A 21644-nucleotide genomic window follows, 5' to 3' on the forward strand; every position below is an offset into this window, starting at 1 on the left:
CCGACCATTCGAACCGACCATTCGAACCGACCATTCGAACCGACCATTCGAACCGACCATTCGAACCGACCATTCGAACCGACCATTCGAACCGACCATTCGAACCGACCATTCGAACCGACCATTCGAACCGACCATTCGAACCGACCATTCGAACCGACCATTCGAACCGACCATTCGAACCGACCATTCGATCGGCTATCGGGTAGGTCACGACCGTTGGTCGTGACCCGCTTTCACCGGGTCGGCGTGATCGTCTGCACCGGCAACCGCTCCGCCGGTGGCGGATTGGGAACCCAGATGGCCACGCCGGCCGCGCGCTTCTGCGTGGTCGGAATGCCGATGCCCACGCCGCCGCCACTATGCGAACCGTAGCTGCCGCCGCCTACGGACAGGCCGCCGCCTGAGCTGCTGGACTCCACGCCCATCAGGATCACCCCGTTGGCACCGAGCGCGGCCGCTTCCTTCTTCAGCCGCATCACCGCCGCATCGGTCTGGCCCTGGGTGCCGAAGCCTGCCGCACTGGTGGACTCCAGCTGGGCGATTTCAATCGAACCCGGCGGTGGCGTGGAATAGATCTGCACCAGCGCCGGATCGGTCGGTGCACGGCTCTGGCCCAGCATCACCTTGGAAGTGCTGGCGCAGCCGGTCACGGCCAGCAGCACGCCGAGCAGCGGAAGGAGTCGAATGTTCATGGGTTCACCCTTGTTCGGCCTGGTCGGCCTGCGCCTGGATCATCCGGGCCGGCCACTGAATCGGCGCCAACCCCGTTCTGGCGAACGTTAACACCGCCGGGGTGAGCCTGCCGCATCCCGATCTTGCCGCCGCCATCACGCGCCACTGGCACGGGGGTCGCTACGCTGCCGCCAGCATTTTCAGGTAAGGGGAGCGGGGCATGGGATTGATCAGTTTGTTGTGGGGCGTCGTGGCCCTGTTGTGGATGATCCTGGCCCTGATCCCGCTGCTGGGCTGGGGCAACTGGTTCCTGATCCCCTTCGCCGCAGTCGGTGCGGTCATCGGCGCGCTCGGCATCCTGTTCACCCACCCGACCAAACGCGGCCGCGCGTGGACCGGCCTGCTGCTCAACGCGGTCGTGGTGGTGGTGGGCATCGTGCGCCTGTCCATCGGCGGCGGGATCCTCTGACTGCGACACCCCGTCGCACCTGCCGGGATGTCGCGGGCAAGGGCGTAGAATGACCGCCCCATGATCATTCGTCCCCGCCCTCACGGCTGGCAGCTGCTGTACATCCTGCGCGGCTCCATCGTGCCTGCCATCGCGCCGAAGGTGGCCGCCATCTTCGTGCTGGCCGTCGCGGTCGCCACCTTCGCCGAACTGGCCCACCCGCCGGGCATCGAGCGCGTGTCGGTGGCGCCGTTCACGCTGCTGGGCCTGGTGCTGTCCATCTTCCTGAGCTTCCGCAACAACGCCTGCTTCGACCGCTGGTGGGAAGGGCGCAAGCTGTGGGGCCAGCTCATCTATGAATCGCGCAGCCTGGCGCGGCTGTGCAGCACGCTGCTGGCCGAAAAGCCGGCGCGCGCCGACCGCATCTGCCGCCTGGCCATCGCCTTCGCGCATGCACTGGCCGCGCGCCTGCGCGGGCAGGATGCCGCGCTGGCCGGGCTGCCCTGGGTGCCCGAGGCCGACCGCGAGCGCTACGCGCAGCGCCAGAACGTGCCGGACCAGCTGCTGGCGATGATCGCGGTGGAAACCACCGCCGCGCTGCATGCCGGCGAGATCGACAGCATCCTGTATGCCCAGTTCGAAACCCGCCTGCATGCGCTGTCCAGCATCCAGGCCGGCTGCGAACGCATCCTGCTCACCCCGCTGCCGTTTGCCTACACCCTGCTGCTGCACCGCTGCGCGTGGATGTTCTGCGTGCTGCTGCCGTTCGGCCTGGCCAGTTCGCTGGGCTGGGCCACTCCAGTGGTGTCAGCGGTGCTGGCCTATGCCTTCTTCGGGCTGGACCAGCTGGGCGAGGAAATGGAAGAACCGTTCGGGCTGGAACCCAACGACCTGCCGCTGGATGCGATGGTCCGCACCATCGAAATCGACCTGCTCGACAGCCTGGGCGTGCGCCCGCTGCCGGAACCCCTGCAACCGCAGCGCTACCTGCTGCAGTAACCGAATACCGTCTGGAGCATCCCATGGCCCACCCCGACTATCGCCCCCGCCGCATGCGCCACGACGAGTTCTCGCGCCGGCTGATGCGCGAAAACACGCTGACCACCGACGACCTGATCTATCCGGTGTTCGTGCACGAACTGGCCGGGCGAGCCCCGGTGGCGTCGATGCCGGGCGTGGAACGGCTGTCGATCGATGAGCTGCTGAAAGTGGCCGAGGAAGCGCTGGAACTGGGCATCCCGGTGATCGACCTGTTCCCGGTGATCGACCCGGCCGGCAAGAGCGTGGATGCGGCCGCCGCGTGGGACGAGAACGGCCTGGCACAGCGGGCGATCCGCGCGCTGAAGTCGCGGTTCCCCGAGCTGGGGGTGATGACCGACGTAGCGCTGGATCCGTACACCACCCACGGCCAGGACGGGATCATCGACGACAAGGGCTACGTGCTCAACGACATCACCGTGGCCGCGCTGGTCAAGCAGTCGCTCTCGCACGCCGAAGCCGGCGTGGACATCATTTCGCCGTCGGACATGATGGACGGCCGCATCGGCGCGATCCGCCGCGCGCTGGACGCCCAGAACCACGTCAACGTGCGCATCATGGCGTACTCGGCCAAGTATGCCTCTGCGTTCTACGGCCCGTTCCGCGACGCGGTGGGCAGCTCGGCCAGCCTCGGCAAGGCCGACAAGAAGACCTACCAGATGGACCCGGCCAACGGCGACGAGGCCATGCGCGAAATCGCGCTGGACCTGGAAGAGGGCGCGGACATGGTGATGGTCAAACCGGGCATGCCCTATCTGGACCTGGTGCGCCGGGTGAAGCAGCAGTTCGGCGTGCCGACGTTCGCGTACCAGGTCAGTGGCGAGTACGCGATGATGAAAGCGGCCTTCGCCAATGGCTGGCTGGACGAACGCGCCTGCGTGCTGGAGTCGCTGATCGGCTTCAAGCGGGCCGGTGCCGATGGCGTGCTGACCTATTTCGCACCACAGGTGGCGCGTTGGCTGCGCGAACGCTGACAATACGCGTCAACACGCAGACAGGAGCAGAATGATGCAGACGATGGGATGGGTGCAGTGGCTGACCTGGGGCACCGGCGTGCTGGTGTTCGCGGTGGTGATCGGCCTGGTCATCCGCGGCGTGCTGCGTGCCGCCCGCCGCGCGCCCGAGCAACCCTCGGCCGCCGCCCGCCTGGCCCGCGAAGCCAACCTGCCGCCGGCCGTGCAGGCCCAGCTGGCCGCGCTGAACCAGCGCAAGGACAACGGCGAGATCAGCGAAACCGAGTACGAGCAGCAGCGCGCCGCCTTGCTGCGCGCGCACTGAACATCGCGCAGCCACGCAGGGCGTGGCTCTACGCCGACCTATAACGGTAGAGCCACGCCCTGCGTGGCTGCACCCTCACCGACAGCCAGCAACGGCCGGTGTGCGCAACCGATACAGATCCAACCCGCCGGCCTTCGGCGACTTTGCCTGCCCGGCCACCACCATCTCGCTGGGCTTGGATGCATCCACCACCGGCGCGCCGGTCTGCCCGTCGGCGGTATTGAACGACAACCCCAGCGGCACCGCCGCCGCGCCGTAGTCGCAACCCACCTGCCACACCTGCGAATGCCCACCCGCCACGCGGGTGAACACAAGCGCCCCGCCATTGCCCAGCCAATCACCGCCCAGCTCGTCGGCCGCGCTGTTGAGCGGCGCCGGCAACGGCGTCGCCGCGTTGAACCCGCGGCCCTGCGCGGTCGCCACGAACAGATCGAACCCACCCTGGGTGCCCTTGCCATTGCGGGCAAACAGCAGCACCTGTCCATCCGGCCGCAGCGCCGGGCGGCGCTCGTCGGCCGCCGTGTTGACCGTCACCGGCATCGCCAGCACGGTGCCGAAGCTGCCGTCCTCGCGGATCATCACCCCATACAGGTCGAACCCACCGCGCCCGCTGCCGCCGTTGGAGGCGAAGTACAGCCAGGCCCCGTCGTGGCTGAAGAACGGATCCACCTCATCCCCGGCAGTGTTGAACGCCAGCGGCACCGGGTCCTGCCAGCGCCCGTCGCGCAGCGTGGCCTGCCACAGGTCCCAGCCGCCGGCGCCGCCGGGCCGGTCGCTGGCCCAGATGATGCGCTTGCCATCCGGCGCGATGGTCGCCTGGGCCTCGTTGGCCTTGGTCGACACCACCCCCATGCCTTCGATGCCGAACTCGGAAAGCGCCATCGCGCCCGGTGCGGAGAGTAAACTCAGGCTCAGCGCGAGCAGAGACAAGGGAGTGCGCATAGTCGCTTCCATTGGGGTTTGCGTTTCAATCCAGGCCCGGAGTTTAAGACACCCATGACCGCCCGTTACGCCGTATTCGGCCAGCCCATCGCCCACTCGCAGTCGCCGCACATCCATGCCGCGTTCGCCCGCCAGGAGGGCATCGCGCTGGATTACCGCGCCATTGAAGCGGCACCGGCCGATTTCCCGGCTGCGCTGGAGGCGTTCGCCGCCGACGGTGGCGTCGGTGCCAATGTCACCGCGCCGCTCAAGGAAATCGCCTTCGGGCTGTGCAAGACCTTTACCTCCCGCGCCATGCTGGCCCAGTCGGTCAACACGCTGCTGCGCAAGGGTGACGGCTGGCACGGCGACACCACCGATGGCGTGGGCCTGGTTCGCGACCTCACCGACCGCCACAGCCTGGACCTGCGCGGCCGCCGCGTGCTGCTGCTGGGTGCCGGTGGTTCGGCGCGCAGCGTGGCCCCGGCGCTGTTGGATGCCGGCATCCGCGAACTGGTGGTGGTCAACCGTACGCCCGAGCGTGCCGACGAGCTGAGCGATGCGATCGGCGAGCCCGGCCGCGTGCTGACACAGTACTGGGACCGCATGGACGAACTCGGCGACTTCGAGCTGATCGTCAACGCCACCTCTGCAGGCCGTGACCGCAATGAAGAGTTCAAGCTGCCGCTGTCACTGGTCAACAGCATGACCACCGCCGTGGACCTGAACTATGGCGAGGCCTCCTTCGCGTTCCTGGCCTGGGCCCGCGCGGCACAGTGCCGCAACATCGTCGACGGCCTCGGCATGCTGGTCGAACAAGCCGCCACCAGCTTCCAGCAATGGCACGAAGTGCGCCCGGAAACCGATCCGGTCTACGCCGAACTGCGCGCCCGCAACGCCCTGGCGGGTGAAGAGTGAGCAGCAGCATGGACCTGCTGCTCAGCCTGCTGGGCATGGTCGCGATGCGCCTGCCGGTGCTGATCGCGCTGGCGGTGTCGCTGGTGTGGGTGGTGGATACCCCGCGCGGCGCCATCCGCAGTGTCGCCCTGTGGGCGCTCGGCCTGCTGCTGGCCGGCACCCTGGGTGGGCTGGCGCTGAACATCGTCCCGACCTGGCTGGTCCAGACCGGCGACTACGGCAACGTGCAGATGCTGTCGTACTGGCTGCGCGGCGGCCACTTCGCGCTGGGCCTGGTGGATGCCCTGGCCACGGTGCTGCTGGTGTGGGCGATGACCCGCGCGCTGCGCAACCGCGCCAACCCGGCCGCCTGATCGGGCGAACCCGGTCACGGATCTGAACCGGCGCGGAAAAATCCGCGCCGGTGCCGGCCCCGGAGCATGAGAAAATACCCGCCTGATCCAGGCAGGACCTCCCCGGCGTGACCGAAAAAGTTGAAGCCCCGCGTGCGCTGAACGACGAGCTCAAGACCGTCATCCGCGATGCCTACGCCAAGCTGCAGGCCAATACCCCCGGCTTCAGCACGCGGCGTTCGCAGAGCCAGATGATCGGCGTGGTCTCGCGTGCGCTGTCGCAGAGCGGCGGGGTAGGGGTGGTCGAGGCGCCCACCGGCGTGGGTAAGAGCCTGGGCTACCTCACCGCCGGCGTGCCGATTGCGCTGGCCACCAAGAAAAAGCTGGTGATCAGCACCGGCACGGTGGCGCTGCAGTCGCAGCTGGTCGAGCGCGACATCCCGAACTTCCTCAAGGCCACCGGCCTGGAGGCGACCGTGGCGCTGGCCAAGGGTCGCACCCGCTACCTGTGCACGCGCAATGCCGCTGAAGCGCATGGCGATGGCGCGCAGGAAGGCATGTTCGAGGACGAACAGCCGCTGTTCGACCGCCCGCTGGCGCCGATTGAAATGGACCTGGCGCAGAAGCTGAGCAGGGACTTCGTCGAAGGCCGCTGGAATGGCGACCTGGACAACGCGCCCGACACCATCAGCCCCTCGCTGCGTTCGCGCATCACCACCCCGGCCTCCGGCTGTGCGGGGCGCAAGTGCGCCTACTCCGCCCAGTGCGCCGTGCTGCGCGCGCGCAACACCGTGCGCGACGCCCAGATCGTGGTCACCAATCACGCGTTGCTGCTGTCGGCCCTTTCCATTGGCGAAAGCGACAACGGCCAGCCGCTGATCGCCCCGCCCTCGGACATGCTGCTGGTGCTCGACGAAGGCCACCATATCGGCAACGTGGCCATCGACCAGGGCGCGGCCAGCCTGGCCCTGGATGAGATGGCCAAGCGCACCGGGCGCCTGCAGATCCTGATCGCCGCCGCCTACCGCGCGGTGGACAAGGACAAGCTGGGCAACCTGCTGCCCAATGAAGCCATCGACGTGGCCGCGCGGGTCAGCAAGCAGCTGCGCGCGTTCCGCGACGTGATCGACCGCAGCTGGCAACCGGACCCGACCGCGCAGGAACCGATGTGGCGCGCGCCGAACGGGCGCCTGCCGGACATCTGGATGGCCGATATCGAGGCCCTGGCCGATGACACCCGCGCGCTGTTCAACTGGGCCCACGCCGCGCAGTCGCAGGTGGCCAAGGGCAAGCCCGAAGACGCCGCGCGCGAGCGCCTGCAGCGCACGCTGGGCATGGCGCTGGAAATGATCGAACAGCAGCACAACCTGTGGACCGCCTGGCGCCGCGAAGACAAGGAAGGCCAGCCGCCGTTCGCGCGCTGGGTGACGCTGTCGCGCGATGGCGACCTGATCCTGCACGGCTCGCCCGTGTCGGCCGCCAACGTGTTGCGCAAGCTGCTGTGGGATGAAGTGGATTCAGTGGTGATGACCTCGGCCACGCTCACCGGCGGTGGCGATTTCCAGGCGCTGGCGATCGACAACGGCATTCCCAACGAAGCCGAGATGGTCTCGCTGGCGTCCCCGTTCGACCTGCCCAACCAGGCCGAGCTGATCGTGCCCAACTTCCCCGTCACACCCGACGACCGCGACCGGCACCCGAAGGAAGTAGCCAAGTACCTGGTCAAGGAACTGGACTGGAGCAAGGGCAGCATCGTGCTGTTCACCTCGCGCTGGAAGATGGAAAAGGTGGCCGAACTGATGCCCGCCGCGCAGCGCAAGCAGGTGCTGGTGCAGGGCGAAACGGCCAAGCAGAAGATGATCGACGAACACCTGCGGCGCACCTCGGCAGGCGAGGGCTCGGTGCTGTTCGGGCTGAATTCGTTCGGCGAAGGCCTGGACCTGCCCGGTGAAGCCTGCACCACGGTGGTGATCACCCAGGTACCGTTCGCGGTGCCGACCGATCCGCAGACCTCCACCCTGAGCGAATGGTTCGAAAGCCGCGGGTTGAACGCCTTCAACCTGATCGCCATCCCGCACGCGCTGCGTACGCTGACCCAGTTCGCCGGCCGCCTGATCCGCACCTCCACCGACACCGGCCGCGTCATCATCCTCGACTCGCGCCTGATCAGCCGCCGTTACGGCAAGCGCATCATCGATGCGTTGCCGCCGTTCAAGCGCGTCATCGGCTGACGAGCACGCTCTACGCGCGTCGCATCGGCAGCCACTGCCACTCGCTCAGGCTGCGCCACAGCCACTCCGCCGGGCCGTAGTATTACCGCCGCAGCCACCAAGCACTCAGCCACAGCTGCAGCGGGGTGGCCCCATGGCGTAGAGCCACGCCATGCGTGGCTGCGTATCAACAGGCCCCCAGTAGAGCCGGGCCCAGCCCGGCTGTCCAGCTACAGCTTGCCCAGATCCCGCACCGCGCCCTTGTCCGCGCTGGTCGCCAACAATGCGTAGGCCTTGAGCGCCCCGGTCACCTTGCGCGGCCGCGCCTCCCGTGGCTTCCACCCCAACGCATCCTGCTCCGCACGCCGCGTCGCCAAGGTAGTGGCATCCACCAGCACATCAATCCGTCGCGCCGGAATATCGATCCGGATCCGGTCGCCATCGCGCACCAGCCCGATCGTGCCGCCCGCTGCCGCTTCCGGTGACGCGTGTCCGATCGACAGCCCGGACGTACCGCCCGAGAACCGCCCATCGGTCAGCAGCGCACACTGTTTGCCCAGCCCCTTCGATTTCAGGTAGCTGGTCGGGTACAGCATCTCCTGCATGCCCGGGCCGCCACGCGGGCCTTCGTAGCGGATCACCACCACGTCGCCGGCCTGCACCTGGTCGGCCAGGATGCCCTGCACGGCCGCGTCCTGGCTTTCGAACACCTTCGCATTGCCCTCGAACACGTGGATGGACTCATCCACGCCGGCGGTCTTCACCACGCAGCCATCCTCGGCCAGGTTGCCGCGCAGCACCGCCAGCCCCCCTTCGGCCGAATAAGCGTTCGCTACATCGCGGATGCACCCCTCGGCGCGGTCCAGGTCCAACGAAGGCCAGCGCGTCGCCTGGCTGAAAGCCACCTGGGTCGGAATGCCGGCCGGGCCGGCACTGAAGAATTCATGCACGCCCGCATCGTCGGTCACCGCCACATCCCAGCGCGCAATGGCGTCGGCCAGGGTGCGGCTGTGCACGGTCGGCACATCGACATGCAGCAGCCCGCCGCGTGCCAGTGACCCGAGGATCGCGAACACGCCACCGGCGCGGTGCACATCCTCCATGTGGTACTTCGGCGTATTCGGCGCCACCTTGCACAACTGCGGCACCCGTCGCGACAGCGCGTCGATGGCATGCAGGTCGAAGTCCACCTCCGCTTCCTGCGCGGCCGCCAGCAGATGCAGGATGGTGTTGGTGGAACCGCCCATGGCGATATCCAGCGTCATCGCATTCTCGAATGCCGCACGCGTGGCGATCCCGCGCGGCAGCGCGCTGGCATCTTCGCCGCCATACCAGCGGTGGCACAGCTCCACCACCAGCCGACCGGCACGGCGGAACAGCTGCTCGCGGTCGGCGTGGGTGGCCAGGGTCGACCCGTTGCCTGGCAGCGACAGGCCCAGCGCTTCGGTCAGGCAGTTCATCGAGTTGGCGGTGAACATGCCCGAACACGACCCGCAGGTAGGACAGGCGCTGCGTTCGTACTCGGCCACCTTTTCATCGGAGGCGCTGGCATCGGCGGCGATCACCATTGCATCCACCAGGTCCAGCTTGTGCTCGGCCAGCCGGGTCTTGCCCGCTTCCATCGGCCCACCGGAGACGAACACCACCGGAATGTTCAAACGCAGCGCGGCCATCAGCATGCCGGGGGTGATCTTGTCGCAGTTGGAAATGCACACCAGCGCATCGGCGCAGTGCGCGTTGACCATGTACTCCACCGAGTCGGCGATGATCTCGCGGCTGGGCAGCGAATACAGCATGCCGTCGTGGCCCATGGCGATGCCGTCATCCACCGCGATGGTGTTGAACTCCTTGGCCACCCCGCCGACCTGTTCGATCTCGCGCGCCACCAATTGGCCCAGGTCCTTGAGGTGCACGTGGCCGGGCACGAACTGGGTAAATGAATTGGCGATGGCGATGATCGGCTTGTGGAAGTCCGCATCGTTCATGCCGGTGGCGCGCCACAGGGCGCGGGCGCCGGCCATGTTGCGGCCGGCGGTGGAGGTACGGGAGCGGTATTCAGGCATGGGGGCTGGCAGGATCTGGCGGGCCGTGGGGGCGCGTTGCTACTCGATTCTGCCCAAAAATTCCGGTTGCTGTTGCAACCGTCGGCGCGGCCGATCCTGAAACGCCGTTCATCTTTTCGACTTTGCCGGTTTTGGTTGTTGGCGGCGATCAGGCATGATTGAGGGGATACCGAAAGGGGGGCACACCGCCATGAAACGTTCCAGGACCACCGCACTGCTGCTGATGAGCGCTGCGCCGCTGCTGTTCACCGCCTGCCAGAAGGATCAGGCCGTGCAGGTGCAGGAGGGGCTGTACACCTCGGTGCAGGCCTGTACCGACGCCACCGGTGACCCGTCCGCCTGCCGCACGGCATTTGCCGAGGCGCAGAAGCAGTCCGCCGACGCCGCCCCCAAGTACGCCTCGCGTGCCGAATGCGAAGCCGAGTACAACGCCGAGCAGTGCGTGGAACAGAAGACCTCCACCGGCCATTCGTTCATCGGCCCGATGATGATGGGCTTCTTCATGTCGCAGATGCTCAGCAACCGTGGCGCCGGCCTGGCGCAGGCCCCGGCCGCGAGCCCGGCCTACCAGGACAAAGCGAAGGGCTGGGCACGCCCGGCCCCGGGTGGCAGCGGCGGGCTGAACACCGCCAGCGGCATCGGCGCCGGCAAGGCCGGCCTGGCCCCGGTCACCAGCACCCCGAACCGCGCCGTCACCGCCAGCCGCGGCGGCTTCGGCAACACCAGCAGCAGCCGCAGCAGCTACGGCGGTTGATGCAATGAAGCGTGTGCGAATCGACGAGCGCAGCCAGTGGCGCGCGCGTGCCGCCGAGTCCGGTTTCCGCTTCCACACCATCGACGGCCTGCCGTACTGGGATGAAACCGCGTACTACGCCTTCACCCTGCGCCAGATCGAGCAGGACATCGAAGACCCCAGCGCCGAGCTGCATGCGATGGCGATGGAGTTGGTGGACGAGGTGGTGCGCAGCGAACAGCTGATGGACCAGCTGGCGATTCCGCCCGCGTTCCGCGACTGGATCGCCGAGAGCTGGCGCCGCGGCGAGCCGCACCTGTACGGACGGCTGGACTTCGCCTATGACGGCACCGGTCCGGCCAAGCTCTACGAGCTCAATTACGACACGCCGACCTCGCTGTTCGAGGCCTCGTTCTTCCAATGGCAGTGGCTGGAAGACCAGCGCAACCAGAACCGCCTGCCGCCGCAGGCCGACCAGTTCAACGCCATCCATGAGGCGCTGGTGGAGCGCTTCGGGCAGCTGTCGGCGCAGTTGCCGCCGCCACTGTACTTCAGTGCCGTGGGCAGTTCCGAAGAAGACCAGGGCACCGTGGCCTACCTGCGCGACTGCGCGGCCCAGGCCGGGCTGCGTGGCGAAGCGATCGCGATCGAAGACATCGGCCTGTCCGAAGACGGGCGCTTCACCGCGCTCGACGACACGGTGATCGGCAGCCTGTTCAAGCTGTACCCGCTGGAAGACCTGATGACCGAATCGTTCGGGCAGGCGCTGCCCACCTCGGGCGTGCAGCTGCTGGAACCGGCGTGGAAGGCGATCCTGAGCAACAAGGGCGTGCTGCCGCTGCTGTGGCAGCGCCACCGTGGCCACCCGAACCTGCTGGCGGCCGAGTTCGATGACGGCAGCGCGCTGCCGGCCGGCTGGGTGCGCAAGCCGTTGTTCTCGCGCGAAGGTGCCAACGTGGCCATGCATTTGGCCGACGGCAGCTGGCAGGAGAGCGAAGGCCCCTACAACGGCCCGGCGATCCGCCAGGCCGCGCATCCGCTCACGTCGTTCGACGGCGGTTACCCGCTGATCGGCAGCTGGATCGTGGGCGACCAGGCCTGCGGCATGGGCATCCGCGAAGATGACAGCCGGATCACCCGCGACAGCGCCCGGTTCGTCCCGCACGCCATCATCGACGAAGCGCCAACGCGCATCTACGTGTGACGGGGCAACGGCGTCACGACCAACGGTCGTGACCTACCGGCGCACACCAACCGTTCAACCCGGTCGCGTAACGTGGCCGGTAGGTATCGACCGTTGGTCGATACGTGCCTACAGCAACCCGTCGCGTTTGACGGCGAGGTAGCGCTCCACGAGCGCCCCGGGCAACGCATCGGCCGTCACGTCCAGAACCATCACCCGGTGGCTGCGCAGTGCTTCATGTGCATCGTTGCGCTGCTGCAGGTAGCGTGCGATGGCGCCGGCCTGGGTCGCATCCTGCAGCGTCTCCACTTCCTGCTCCAGCGCCACGTCCAGCTCGCGCTCGCGGAGGCTGGCCACGCACACCAGGTGTTGCCGCTGCAGCAGCCGAACCGCGACCAGCAGGTCTTCGATGTCCTCATCGCGCACGTTGGTGACCAGCATCACCAGCGAGCGCCGGCGCTGGCGCAGGCTCAGTTCGGTGGCAGCAGCAAGATAGTCGGTGGCCACCGGCTGCGCCTGCAGGTCGTAGCTGGCGCGCAGCAGCGCGTCGATCGCGCCCATGCCGCGCTGGGGTGCCACCCAGCGGCTCTCGCCACCGGTGGCGAACAGGCCCACGCCATCGCCCTGGCGCAGCGCCAGGTAGGACACCACCAGCGCCGCGTTGAGCACATGGTCGAAGTGCGACAGCCCGCCTTCGCTGGCCATCATGCGGCGGCCGGTGTCGATCATCAGCACCAGCTGCTGGTTCTTTTCATCCTGGTACTCACGCGAGATCAGCTTGCGTGCGCGCGAGGTGGCTTTCCAGTCGATCTGGCGCAGGCTGTCGCCGATGCGGTACTCGCGCATCTGGTGGAAATCGGTACCCTCGCCACGGCGGCGCTTGAGGTGCGCACCGACCAGGCGCGAGGCCTGTTCGGCACTGAACAACGCGAAGCGGGTGAGCGGGGCGAAATTGGGATACACGCGTACGGTCAGCGCCGGCGGCAGCAGGCGGCGCTGGCGCCACATCCGCCACGGTGCATGCAGGCGCAGGTGCACGCCGTCGAACACGAAGCGGCCGCGCGCGGTCGGGGTCAACGTGTACTCCACGCTGCTGGCCACCAGCGGCTTGAGCGTCAATGCACGCGGCAGGCCCTGCAGCGACCACGCTCCCGGCACCAGGTCGAACACCTCCACGCGCTGGCGGCGGCTGGACTCGAAGCGCAGCGTGGTGCGCCGCTCGACGTTCAACGCCAGCGCCTCGGGAAGTTCGCGCTGTACCGTGGGGGAAGGCTGCGCGCGCAGCCGCAGCAGGTCCACCAGTGCCAGCACCGCGATCGCCGCTGCGGACGCCCACCACGCCGACACCGGCAGCAGCCCGAACGCCACCGGCAGCCCGAGCAGCGCCCAGCCGACCAGCAGTATCAGCAGCAGCGGGCCTGGCCTCATTTGCGCGGGGCTTCCACCTTGGCCAGCAACGCGGTCAACGCATCGTCGGCCGACTGGCCTTCGATCTGCAGTTCCGGGGCCAGCGCAATACGGTGGCGCAGTGCCGGGCGGGCGATCTCGCGCACGTCATCGGGAGTGACGAAGTCGCGGCCGGCCAGCACCGCCTGCGCACGCGCCGCACGCACCAGCGCGATGCTGCCGCGCGGGCCGGCGCCGAGCGCGATGCCAGGGAACTGGCGGGTGGCCGCCACGATGCGCACCGCGTAGTCCACCACTTCCGGATCCACCGTGATCGCCGCGGTCGCCTGCTGCAACGCGATCACCTCGGCGGCGTTGAGCACGCGCGGTACCTGCGACAGATCGAAGTCGGCCGCGCTGCGGCCGGTGGTGATTGCATCCACCATCCGCTTCTCATCCTCCAGCGCCGGGTAATCGATGATGACCTTGAGCAGGAAGCGGTCCAGCTGGGCTTCGGGCAGCGGGTAGGTGCCTTCCTGTTCGACCGGGTTCTGCGTGGCCAGCGCCAGGAACGGCGGGGTCAGTGCGAACGCCTTGCCTTCGATGGTGACCTGGCCTTCCTGCATCACTTCCAGCAGGGCCGACTGGGTCTTGGCCGGGGCGCGGTTGATTTCATCGGCCAGCAGCAGGTTGGTGAACACCGGGCCGCGGCGGATCTTGAAGCTCTCCGATTTCGGGTCGTACACCGCGTGGCCGCTGACGTCGCTGGGCATCAGGTCCGGGGTGAACTGCACGCGGCCGTAGTCCAGCTCCAGTGCCTGCGCCAGGGCCCGCACCAGCAGGGTCTTGCCCAGGCCGGGCACGCCTTCGATCAGCACATGGCCACCGGCCAGCAGCGCGATCAGGATCTGGTCGAGCACCTCGGGTTGGCCGATGAAAGCGCGGCCGACGGCGTCGCGCACGGCATCGACGCGTTCAACCAGGCTCTGCCCGGTCAGCGCGGGCGGGGACAACGGCGGCGGAGCGGAGTGGTCGGTCATAGCAGGTTTCTCATCTGGATCAGCAGGCGGATGCGCTCACGCAGGGCCACCACATCCTTCGATGGCGGCACCTGCAAAGCGGTCTGGACACGGGAATGCGGCCACTGCAGCAGGCTGGCGATGGCGTGCACCTGCGCCTCGCCGCTGAGCGCGGCAGCGGTGGGTGCGCGCCGCCGCAGCCGGGCCAGGAAGGCGCGTCGGGTGGCGTCGTACAACAGCGGTGCCTTGCCATAGCGCAGCAGGTGCTCGCCGCTGGCACGAACATGTTCCAGCAGCGAACGGCGTTCGGTGGCCGGCGCCGGCAGCAGGCTGCCCAGCCGCTGCGCGCGCTGCCACAGCCATGCCAGCAGGGCCAGCAGCAGGGGCACCCACACCGGCCAGCCCTGGTAGAAGATGCGTGACCACAGCGTGGGCGGGCGGGAGCCGTAGATCAGCCACACCGTGCCTTCGGCGTAGTTCGGGTCGAGCACATGGCGGGTCAGGTCGCGGTGCGCGAGGTCGTGCAGGCCGTCGGCCAGGCTGCCCTTGGGATCCTCGGCGTTGAAGATCCTCGGCGTGCCCTTGAGGAACTCCATGTCCGACAGCACGTCCACGCTTCCTTCGCCCTTGCGCAGCCGCGCGAACACCAGGCCCTCGTCATCGCCCCATTCGCGTTCGACGCGAACGCCGTCGGGCACGTCCACGCCGAAACGGCGGCCACTGCAGAACTCGGAATGGCCGGGATCGTCGGCAATGTGGAAGGCCTTGCAGTTGCTCTCGTAGTACCCGGTATCCACGCCCAGCGCGTCCAGCAGCGGCCCCTGCGCGGCGTCTTCGTCCTTGAACGGCGGCGGCGTGCGCAGCAGCAGGTGGCCGCCGCGTTCCACCCACGCCAGCAGCGCCTGCGCGGTGGGGGCGGGCACATCGGCGGTGTCCTGCAGCAACAGCACGGTATCGGCCGGCTTGAGCTGCATGCGCGGCAGGTCGAGGCGCGGGCTGGAATGCACGGTGATGCCGTCGGCACGCAGCGCCTGGCCCAGCACGTACAGCGGGTTGTAGCTGGCCTCGCCTTGCGGCGGCAGGTGCTCGGTATGGACCACGCGCTCATGGCTGCGCAGGAACAGGATCGCCAATGGCACGCCCACCACCAGCAGCACGGCCAGCACCACCAACCAGCGCAGGCGGGCACTCATGCGCGCCATCGGAACTGGGTCTGCAGGGTGGTGGCCAGATCGTCGAACGCGTCCGGCTCGGGCAGGCGGCCGGCGTACGCGGCGTACTGCCAGACCCGCACGATGCGGGCGAACAGGGTGCGGTCAGCCTCGACCGGCATGCGCCGCGAGGCGCGCAGGCACTGTGCTTCGGTCGCGCCCGGTGGCAGCACCACCTCGGCGCGTTCGCTCATCGATTCCACGCTGGCCCGGTACAGCAGCGCCAGCGCCTGACGCGGCCGACCCTGCTGCCACAGCTCGCGCGCGCGCGCGGCGGGATCCGGCGGAATCACTTCGGGCAGTTCCACCGCTTCCTCGACCACCGGATCGGTGGCCTTGCGCCGCCTCACCCCGGTGCCGCGCAGCCAGCGCAGCCACCACGGCGCGGTGGCGATCAGCCCCAGCACCAGCAAACCGACCAGGCCCCACAGGATCCATTCGGCAATCTGCGCGGGCAGGCGCGGGCCGCGCCCGAGCGGATTGCGGTTCTTGTCCGCATCGTCCTTCTTCTTGTTCTTCTCGGCCTCGCTCAGGGTGCGCTCCCAGCGTTTCACTTCGCGGGTAGGCGCCACCAGGGGATCTTCGTACGCGCGCTGCACGGCCTGGCGGAAGCCGGCGGTGTCGGGCGTGCCACCGAAGATCACGGACGGGGTGTTCGACGGATCGTCGGCGGGCACTGCATCAGCCGCTTCTTCTTCCTCATCACCAGCATCGTCATCCGTGCCAGTGGGTGCAGCGCAGCTCGGCGCCTGCGCAGATTCTTCCGCATGCAGCCCACCCATCGGCCAGCACAGCACCAGCGCCAGTACCAGCAGCGGCGCGGCCTGCTGCAGCCGATCACGCATGCGCCGGAACGCGATTTCTACGTCCCAGGCTTCCATTTCCGTGCGGCGGTTGAGATACAGCGCGAAACCGGCGCCGGTGTAGAACGGCCCGATCAACGTGGCGGCGAGCCAGAACAGGGCATTCACCCCCAGCTGTGCCCACGCCGGCATGGTTTCGCTGACCATTTCCCACGCCGCGCGCCAGGAATCGGACAGCAGTTCCAGCGGCACGAACAGGAAGATCGCCGCGATGCAGCCGCTGACAATCACCAGCTCGAACACCATGCACATCAGGGTGAGCAGCACGGCATGCCCGAACGTGCCGCTGAGCACGGCGCGGCGGCGCACGCTGCGCTGCGAGGCATCGCTGCCTTCCAGCAGGTTCACCGGCAGCAGCAGCGAGCGGAACGGGCTGAAGCGGCGCCAGCCCAGGTAGCCCCAGAACCCGCTCCAGCCCCAGTGCCGCTGCGCGCGCAGGGTCTGCAACGGACGTGGTTCGTCGCCGAACACGCCGCGTGAGATCACATACAGCGCGATCCGGTCCGATACCGGCTTGAGCCACCACATCAGCAGCCAGGCCCAGCCGAACGCATCGGCCCACCATGCAGCGGCATTGATCACGGCGAACAACGGCAGCGACACCGCGATCAGCGGCAGCCAGATCGCCCGCGAGTGCCGGCGCACCAAGGCGGTGCCCAGCTCCATCGCTTCCCATTCGGAGCGCGCCCGCAGGGCGACGTTGAGCTGGTCAATCCGCATGACCGCTCCCGCGCCCACCGCGCCACAGCCACACGAACACCAGCGTCCACAGCACCGCAGCCACGCTGTACTTGCCCCAGGCCGGGATCGCGGCGATGGACGACCAGAACGCTTCGATGAAGGCGGCGATCAGCAGCATCGCGGCGATGCCCAGGCAGAGTTTTGCACCAATCACCCCGCCCTCGACGAGTGCATCGATGCGTCGGCGGCGGCCGGGCGCCAGCAGCTTCATGCCCAGCTGCAGGCCGGCACCGCCGGCGATGACGATGGCGGTGAGCTCGAACGCGCCATGGCCGCAGACGAAACGCCAGAACGGGTCGCCATGGCCGATGTGCTGCAGGTGGCCGGCCGCCGCACCGATGGTGAGCCCGTTGAACAGCAGCACCAGCACCGTGCCCAGGCCGGCCAGCAGCCCGCTGGCGAACGTACGCAGGCCGATGCTGATGTTGTTCATGATGTAGTAGCCGAACATCATCCAGTCCGTGCCGCTGTCGCGGCCCAGGTTCGGCGATGCCGGGTTGTACATGCGCTCCAGCGAGGCGATCGCGCCGTTGTCCATCAGCATGTGGATGACATCCGGGTGCCACTGGATCACCGCGAAGCTGCCCACCAGCGGCAGCACGAACAGCGCGGTGGCCACCCACATGCTGCGCGCCTGGCTGCGCACCAGCTGCGGGAAATCGGCCAGCAGGAACTCCAGCGCGCGGCGCCAGCGCGGCGGCGGCGTGCGGTACAGCAGGCCATGGCCCTGCTGCATCAGCAGCTGCAGGCGTGCCACCAGCTGCGGGCTGTAGCCGCGCTTGCGCGCAAGCGCGAGCTGCTGGCACAGCCGGCGGTAGTGCTGCGGAATGTCTTCATCGTTGAGCGCGGACGCATCGGGCGAACGGCCCGCATGCCGCGGCCGGTCACCGCGCAGCGCCAGCCAACGTTCCAGCGCCTGCCATTCGGCCTGGTAGCGGGCAACGAACTGTTCCTGCCTCATCGGCGCCCCAGCAGCCAGTTGGCCATGGCATACAGGCGCAGCACGCCCACCTGGCCCTGGCCACCGCTGATCGGCGCGGCCACTGCGGCGAGCTCCTGCTGGCGCGGGCCGGACAGGCGCGGCGCACGTTCGGCGAAGGCAATGATCGCCGCCTGTTCGGCCGGCTGCAGCGGCTGCGGCGGGGCCAGCACGGTATCGATGGCCACGCTGGCCGACCACGGCCGGCCGCTGTCATGCACCACTACGGTGCCGGCCACCAGGTCGCCCAAGCGCCGGCCATTGCGGTCGAACAGGCTCGACAGCAACCCCAGCGCATAGCCGAACGGCAGCATGTCCACGGTACGCAGCAGGTTGCGGGTGATGGAGGCCATCCAGCCGATCGGTGCGCCGTCCTGGGCCACCACGCGCAGGCTCATCACCCGCTTGCCCAGGGTGCGGCCCCAGCAGGCCTCCTGCACGATGGTGTACGCCCACATCAGCAGGAACATCAGGCCCAGGTAGAGGCCCTGGCCGAATTCGCCCAGCAGGGCGAGCGGAATGCTCAGCAGCATCAGCGCCGCCACGCGGATCATGAAGTCGATGGCCCAGGCCAGCGCACGCGGCACCGGGCCGGCTGCCGGCAGGTGCAGCGGCACGCCTTCGGGCGTGATCACTTCACGGTAGGTGTCCAGCATGGGTGCGCTCATGCGCACGCGTCCCTCCGGACGGCTGCCAACGGCATGCGGTTCTCGACTGCTTCCTGGGTCGGAGACCGACTTTACCGTGTGCGGGGTCACATCCCCAAGTACTTGTCCTTCAACCGCACGTAGTGGTCGGCCGAGTAGTGCAGCGACTCGATCTCCTGATCGCTGAGCGTACGCACCGGTCGGGCCGGGTTGCCCACCCACAGCTCGCCTTCGCCCACCACCTTGCCCGGCCCGATCACCGCACCGGCGCCGACAAAGCTGTGCCGGCTCACGGTGGCGCCATCGAGGATGCACGCCCCCATCCCGATCAGGCTGTACTCGCCGATCGTGCAGGCATGGATGATGGTGCCGTGGCCGACGGTGACGCCCTCACCGATCAGGGTCGGGTAGCCGCCCTTGTTGTAGGGGCTGTGGTGGCTGACATGGATGATGGTGCCATCCTGGATGTTGCTGCGCGCGCCGATCCGCACATGGTTGACGTCGCCGCGGATCACCGTGCCCGGCCACACCGACACATCGTCCCCGAGCACCACGTCACCGATGATCGTGCAGGCCGGGTCGATCCAGGCGCGCTCGCCAACGACGGGGAAGGTATCGAGGAAGGGACGAAGGGGGGACATGGTGACGCTCCACGAGGCAGGCCACCATGATACCGCCGTGGTTACGCCACCCGGCTGCGCCGGGCCCGTTCCAGGTGCACCAGCAGCAGCGAGATCGCCGCCGGGGTCATGCCCGGGATGCGCTGGGCCTGGCCGATGGTCTGCGGGCGCACCCGCTCCAGCTTCTGCTGCACTTCGGCCGACAGCCCGCGCACGCTGGCGTAATCGAACGCCGCATCGATGGCGGTGTTCTCATGGAGCTGCTGGCGTTCGATCTCCTCGCGCTGGCGGTCCAGGTAGCCGGCGTACTTCACCCCGATCTCAACCTGCTCGGCCACCTTCGCATCCGCCACGCCCGGGCCCAGCGAGGGCACCTGCATCAGCTTGGCGTAATCCAGTTCCGGGCGCTTGATCAGGTCCAGCACGTTGGTTTCGCGGCTGACCGCCACGCCCAGCGTGGCGTCCACTTCGCGGCCCAGCGCGTTGGCCGGGGTGGCCCACAGCGCACGCAGGCGCGCCGATTCCTGCGCCACCGCCTCCTGCTTGGCCTGGAAGGCGGCCCAGCGCCGGTCGTCGACCACGCCCAGCTCACGGCCGATGCCGGTCAGGCGCACGTCGGCGTTGTCTTCGCGCAGCTGCAGCCGGTACTCGGCGCGGCTGGTGAACATGCGGTACGGCTCGGTGGTGCCATGGGTGATCAGGTCATCCACCAGCACGCCCAGGTAAGCCTCGTCGCGGCGCGGGCACCAGCCCGCCTCGTCGCGCACGCGGCGGGCGGCGTTGAGGCCGGCCAGCAGGCCCTGCGCGGCGGCCTCTTCATAACCGGTGGTGCCGTTGATCTGCCCGGCGAAGAACAGCCCGGACACCGCCTTGGTTTCCAGCGTGTTGTTCAACCCGCGCGGGTCGAAGAAGTCGTATTCGATGGCGTAGCCCGGCCGCGTGATGTGCGCGTTCTCGAAGCCACGGATGCTGCGCACCAGCGCCAGCTGTACATCGAACGGCAGCGAGGTGGAAATGCCGTTGGGGTAGATCTCCACCACGTCCAGCCCTTCGGGCTCGACGAAGATCTGGTGGCTCGCCTTCTCGGCAAAGCGCACCACCTTGTCTTCGATGGACGGGCAGTAGCGCGGGCCGATGCCTTCGATCTGGCCGCTGTACAGCGGCGAGCGGTGCAGCGCGCTGCGGATGATCTCGTGGGTGTGCTCGCTGGTGTGGGTGATCCAGCAGCTCACCTGGGCCGGGTGCTCGGCCACGCTGCCCAGGAAGGACATCACCGGGCGCGGGTCGTCGCCGGGCTGCTCGTCCATCACGCTGTAGTCCAGCGAGCGGCCATCGATGCGCGGCGGGGTGCCGGTCTTGAGCCGGTCGATCGCGAACGGGCGCTCGCGCAGGCGCGCGGCCAGCGTGGTGGCCGGCGGGTCGCCCATGCGGCCGGCGGCGTACTGGGTCTGGCCGACGTGGATCTTGCCGGCCAGGAAGGTGCCGGCGGTAAGCACCACGGCCGGGGCGTTGAACTGCAGCCCGGTCTGGGTGATCACGCCACGCACGGCGTCACCGTCGATGACCAGGTCATCCACGGCGGCCTGGAACACGGTCAGGTTGGGCTGCGCCTCGACCATCGCCCGGATGGCCATCCGGTACAGGTTGCGGTCGGCCTGGCAGCGGGTCGCGCGCACGGCCGGGCCCTTGGAGGCATTGAGCGTGCGCCACTGGATGCCGGCGCGGTCGGCGGCATGCGCCATGGCGCCGCCCAGGGCATCGATTTCCTTGACCAGATGGCCCTTGCCGATCCCGCCGATGGCCGGGTTGCAGCTCATCGCGCCGATGGTTTCCACGTTGTGGGTCAGCAGCAGGGTACGTACGCCGCTGCGGGCAGCTGCCAGCGCGGCTTCGGTGCCGGCATGGCCGCCGCCGATCACGATGACGTCGTAGCCGTAGAAAGAATCGGTCATGGGGTGCTCTGGGGCAGGGCCGGTACGGCCCGGAACCGCCCTGGGACAGGGCGCGGTGGTCATTTTAGCGCCGTTCGCGCCGGGTCCGTGAACGGGGGCCTGCAAAAAAATTCGCACGCAACCCTAAAGTTGGCACGTTCTCTGCAGATAACCCAATAGCACCCAGGATGGCAGGCGCCGAAAGGCGCTACGGATCGGAATTGGAACAGGGGCCGATCCATGCGCATCCCGGGGAAGCAGAAGGGCCGGCAGTCGGGGGACTGTCGGCCCTGTTTTTATCCCCCGGAAGACAAAAGGCCCCGCCATTGGCGGGGCCTTCTGCGTTGTAGGTGCCGACATCCGACAGGGCCGGAACAGGGGGGATCCAGATGTTCCTGTCGGATATCGACATAGAGCTCAATGTGACGCCGTATGTCGTTTTTGTCAC

General features: G+C 68.2%; 20 protein-coding genes. 9 read left to right on the forward strand and 11 right to left on the reverse strand.

The genetic code is table 11. The features are described from left to right. Positions 1-236: 236 nt before the first annotated feature. Positions 237-695, reverse strand: a complete 459-nt coding sequence (locus tag ACQG3P_RS09280; protein ID WP_184125976.1) for a hypothetical protein — start codon at positions 693-695, stop codon at positions 237-239. Between the two features lie 200 nt (positions 696-895). On the opposite strand from ACQG3P_RS09280, the gene ACQG3P_RS09285 reads away from it, so the two are divergent. Genes ACQG3P_RS09285 through ACQG3P_RS09300 form a run of 4 tightly spaced genes read left to right on the forward strand, consistent with a single transcriptional unit; the run spans position 896 to position 3439 of the window. Next, positions 896-1144: a hypothetical protein gene (locus tag ACQG3P_RS09285; protein ID WP_184125975.1), complete on the forward strand. Its 249-nt coding sequence runs from the start codon at positions 896-898 to the stop codon at positions 1142-1144. Positions 1145-1204: 60 nt separating this feature from the next. After that, positions 1205-2122, forward strand: coding sequence for a bestrophin family protein (locus tag ACQG3P_RS09290; RefSeq protein ID WP_426804870.1), 918 nt, complete (start codon positions 1205-1207; stop codon positions 2120-2122). A gap of 23 nt (positions 2123-2145) precedes the next feature. Beyond that, positions 2146-3135 carry a porphobilinogen synthase gene (gene hemB / locus ACQG3P_RS09295; protein WP_426804871.1) on the forward strand — a complete coding sequence of 330 codons (990 nt, stop codon included), beginning with the start codon at positions 2146-2148 and terminating at the stop codon, positions 3133-3135. A gap of 31 nt (positions 3136-3166) precedes the next feature. Continuing rightward, entirely contained in the window at positions 3167-3439 is a 273-nt protein-coding gene (locus ACQG3P_RS09300) for a gas vesicle protein GvpG (RefSeq protein ID WP_426804872.1), read from the forward strand. Positions 3440-3514: 75 nt separating this feature from the next. Here ACQG3P_RS09300 and ACQG3P_RS09305 read toward each other — a convergent pair whose 3' ends face one another. Beyond that, positions 3515-4381 carry a TolB family protein gene (locus ACQG3P_RS09305; protein WP_426804873.1) on the reverse strand — a complete coding sequence of 289 codons (867 nt, stop codon included), beginning with the start codon at positions 4379-4381 and terminating at the stop codon, positions 3515-3517. 54 nt (positions 4382-4435) lie between these two features. Here ACQG3P_RS09305 and aroE point away from each other — a divergent pair, with 54 nt between their 5' ends. The 3 genes from aroE (at position 4436) to dinG (ending at position 7841) form a co-directional block, all read left to right on the forward strand. Further along, a complete protein-coding gene (gene aroE / locus ACQG3P_RS09310; protein WP_217538196.1) occupies positions 4436-5278 on the forward strand; it encodes a shikimate dehydrogenase in 843 nt (280 codons plus the stop codon). Positions 5279-5286: 8 nt separating this feature from the next. Next, a complete protein-coding gene (locus ACQG3P_RS09315) occupies positions 5287-5631 on the forward strand; it encodes a hypothetical protein (protein ID WP_426804874.1) in 345 nt (114 codons plus the stop codon). A 107-nt stretch (positions 5632-5738) separates the two neighbouring features. After that, on the forward strand, positions 5739-7841 hold the full coding sequence (gene dinG / locus ACQG3P_RS09320) for an ATP-dependent DNA helicase DinG (RefSeq protein ID WP_426804875.1): 2103 nt from the start codon (positions 5739-5741) through the stop codon (positions 7839-7841). A 209-nt stretch (positions 7842-8050) separates the two neighbouring features. Here the strand turns inward: dinG and ilvD are convergent, their stop codons facing one another. Next, positions 8051-9883 carry a dihydroxy-acid dehydratase gene (gene ilvD / locus ACQG3P_RS09325; protein ID WP_426804876.1) on the reverse strand — a complete coding sequence of 611 codons (1833 nt, stop codon included), beginning with the start codon at positions 9881-9883 and terminating at the stop codon, positions 8051-8053. Positions 9884-10073: 190 nt separating this feature from the next. Between ilvD and ACQG3P_RS09330 the strand changes: the two genes are divergently transcribed. Both ACQG3P_RS09330 and ACQG3P_RS09335 read left to right on the forward strand, forming a co-directional pair. Continuing rightward, a complete protein-coding gene (locus ACQG3P_RS09330; protein ID WP_093532693.1) occupies positions 10074-10637 on the forward strand; it encodes a DUF1190 domain-containing protein in 564 nt (187 codons plus the stop codon). A 4-nt stretch (positions 10638-10641) separates the two neighbouring features. Next, positions 10642-11820, forward strand: a complete 1179-nt coding sequence (locus ACQG3P_RS09335; protein WP_426804877.1) for a glutathionylspermidine synthase family protein — start codon at positions 10642-10644, stop codon at positions 11818-11820. A gap of 108 nt (positions 11821-11928) precedes the next feature. Here ACQG3P_RS09335 and ACQG3P_RS09340 read toward each other — a convergent pair whose 3' ends face one another. The 8 genes from ACQG3P_RS09340 to mnmG all read right to left on the reverse strand — a co-directional run bounded on the left by ACQG3P_RS09340 (position 11929) and on the right by mnmG (position 21217). Beyond that, complete coding sequence (locus tag ACQG3P_RS09340) at positions 11929-13227, reverse strand: DUF58 domain-containing protein (RefSeq protein ID WP_426804878.1); 1299 nt, start codon at positions 13225-13227, stop codon at positions 11929-11931. Continuing rightward, positions 13224-14225 (reverse strand): AAA family ATPase, encoded by a 1002-nt coding sequence (locus ACQG3P_RS09345; RefSeq protein ID WP_068854367.1) that lies wholly within the window; start codon positions 14223-14225, stop codon positions 13224-13226. The genes ACQG3P_RS09340 and ACQG3P_RS09345 overlap by 4 nt, the downstream gene beginning before the upstream one ends. After that, on the reverse strand, positions 14222-15397 hold the full coding sequence (locus tag ACQG3P_RS09350; protein WP_320457767.1) for a DUF4350 domain-containing protein: 1176 nt from the start codon (positions 15395-15397) through the stop codon (positions 14222-14224). The genes ACQG3P_RS09345 and ACQG3P_RS09350 overlap by 4 nt, the downstream gene beginning before the upstream one ends. Then, a complete protein-coding gene (locus ACQG3P_RS09355; RefSeq protein ID WP_426804879.1) occupies positions 15394-16998 on the reverse strand; it encodes a DUF4129 domain-containing protein in 1605 nt (534 codons plus the stop codon). The genes ACQG3P_RS09350 and ACQG3P_RS09355 overlap by 4 nt, the downstream gene beginning before the upstream one ends. Continuing rightward, positions 16988-17980: a stage II sporulation protein M gene (locus ACQG3P_RS09360; protein ID WP_093532697.1), complete on the reverse strand. Its 993-nt coding sequence runs from the start codon at positions 17978-17980 to the stop codon at positions 16988-16990. The genes ACQG3P_RS09355 and ACQG3P_RS09360 overlap by 11 nt, the downstream gene beginning before the upstream one ends. Then, positions 17977-18666: an RDD family protein gene (locus ACQG3P_RS09365; protein WP_093532698.1), complete on the reverse strand. Its 690-nt coding sequence runs from the start codon at positions 18664-18666 to the stop codon at positions 17977-17979. Before ACQG3P_RS09365 ends, ACQG3P_RS09360 begins: the two co-directional genes overlap by 4 nt. Positions 18667-18752: 86 nt before the next feature. Next, positions 18753-19286, reverse strand: a complete 534-nt coding sequence (locus tag ACQG3P_RS09370; RefSeq protein ID WP_068854363.1) for a gamma carbonic anhydrase family protein — start codon at positions 19284-19286, stop codon at positions 18753-18755. Positions 19287-19327: 41 nt separating this feature from the next. Beyond that, positions 19328-21217: a tRNA uridine-5-carboxymethylaminomethyl(34) synthesis enzyme MnmG gene (mnmG, locus tag ACQG3P_RS09375; protein WP_426804880.1), complete on the reverse strand. Its 1890-nt coding sequence runs from the start codon at positions 21215-21217 to the stop codon at positions 19328-19330. Positions 21218-21644: the final 427 nt, after the last annotated feature.

This window comes from Stenotrophomonas sp. SrG, assembly GCF_050031795.1.
GTDB classification, from domain to species: Bacteria; Pseudomonadota; Gammaproteobacteria; order Xanthomonadales; family Xanthomonadaceae; genus Stenotrophomonas; species Stenotrophomonas rhizophila_A.

Bases quoted from the DNA above. Each gene is read 5' to 3' on its own strand.
- ACQG3P_RS09290 (WP_426804870.1), top strand. From the start codon at position 1,205: ATGATCATTCGTCCCCGCCCTCACGGCTGGCAGCTGCTGTACATCCTG.
- ACQG3P_RS09315 (WP_426804874.1), top strand. From the start codon at position 5,287: ATGGACCTGCTGCTCAGCCTGCTGGGCATGGTCGCGATGCGCCTGCCG.
- ACQG3P_RS09345 (WP_068854367.1), bottom strand. From the start codon at position 14,225: ATGACCGACCACTCCGCTCCGCCGCCGTTGTCCCCGCCCGCGCTGACC.
- aroE (WP_217538196.1), top strand. From the start codon at position 4,436: ATGACCGCCCGTTACGCCGTATTCGGCCAGCCCATCGCCCACTCGCAG.
- ACQG3P_RS09300 (WP_426804872.1), top strand. From the start codon at position 3,167: ATGATGCAGACGATGGGATGGGTGCAGTGGCTGACCTGGGGCACCGGC.
- ACQG3P_RS09360 (WP_093532697.1), bottom strand. From the start codon at position 17,980: ATGAGGCAGGAACAGTTCGTTGCCCGCTACCAGGCCGAATGGCAGGCG.
- ACQG3P_RS09335 (WP_426804877.1), top strand. From the start codon at position 10,642: ATGAAGCGTGTGCGAATCGACGAGCGCAGCCAGTGGCGCGCGCGTGCC.
- ACQG3P_RS09350 (WP_320457767.1), bottom strand. From the start codon at position 15,397: ATGAGTGCCCGCCTGCGCTGGTTGGTGGTGCTGGCCGTGCTGCTGGTG.
- ACQG3P_RS09370 (WP_068854363.1), bottom strand. From the start codon at position 19,286: ATGTCCCCCCTTCGTCCCTTCCTCGATACCTTCCCCGTCGTTGGCGAG.
- ACQG3P_RS09340 (WP_426804878.1), bottom strand. From the start codon at position 13,227: ATGAGGCCAGGCCCGCTGCTGCTGATACTGCTGGTCGGCTGGGCGCTG.
- hemB (WP_426804871.1), top strand. From the start codon at position 2,146: ATGGCCCACCCCGACTATCGCCCCCGCCGCATGCGCCACGACGAGTTC.
- ACQG3P_RS09355 (WP_426804879.1), bottom strand. From the start codon at position 16,998: ATGCGGATTGACCAGCTCAACGTCGCCCTGCGGGCGCGCTCCGAATGG.
- ACQG3P_RS09285 (WP_184125975.1), top strand. From the start codon at position 896: ATGGGATTGATCAGTTTGTTGTGGGGCGTCGTGGCCCTGTTGTGGATG.
- ACQG3P_RS09280 (WP_184125976.1), bottom strand. From the start codon at position 695: ATGAACATTCGACTCCTTCCGCTGCTCGGCGTGCTGCTGGCCGTGACC.
- ACQG3P_RS09330 (WP_093532693.1), top strand. From the start codon at position 10,074: ATGAAACGTTCCAGGACCACCGCACTGCTGCTGATGAGCGCTGCGCCG.
- mnmG (WP_426804880.1), bottom strand. From the start codon at position 21,217: ATGACCGATTCTTTCTACGGCTACGACGTCATCGTGATCGGCGGCGGC.
- ilvD (WP_426804876.1), bottom strand. From the start codon at position 9,883: ATGCCTGAATACCGCTCCCGTACCTCCACCGCCGGCCGCAACATGGCC.
- ACQG3P_RS09305 (WP_426804873.1), bottom strand. From the start codon at position 4,381: ATGCGCACTCCCTTGTCTCTGCTCGCGCTGAGCCTGAGTTTACTCTCC.
- ACQG3P_RS09365 (WP_093532698.1), bottom strand. From the start codon at position 18,666: ATGAGCGCACCCATGCTGGACACCTACCGTGAAGTGATCACGCCCGAA.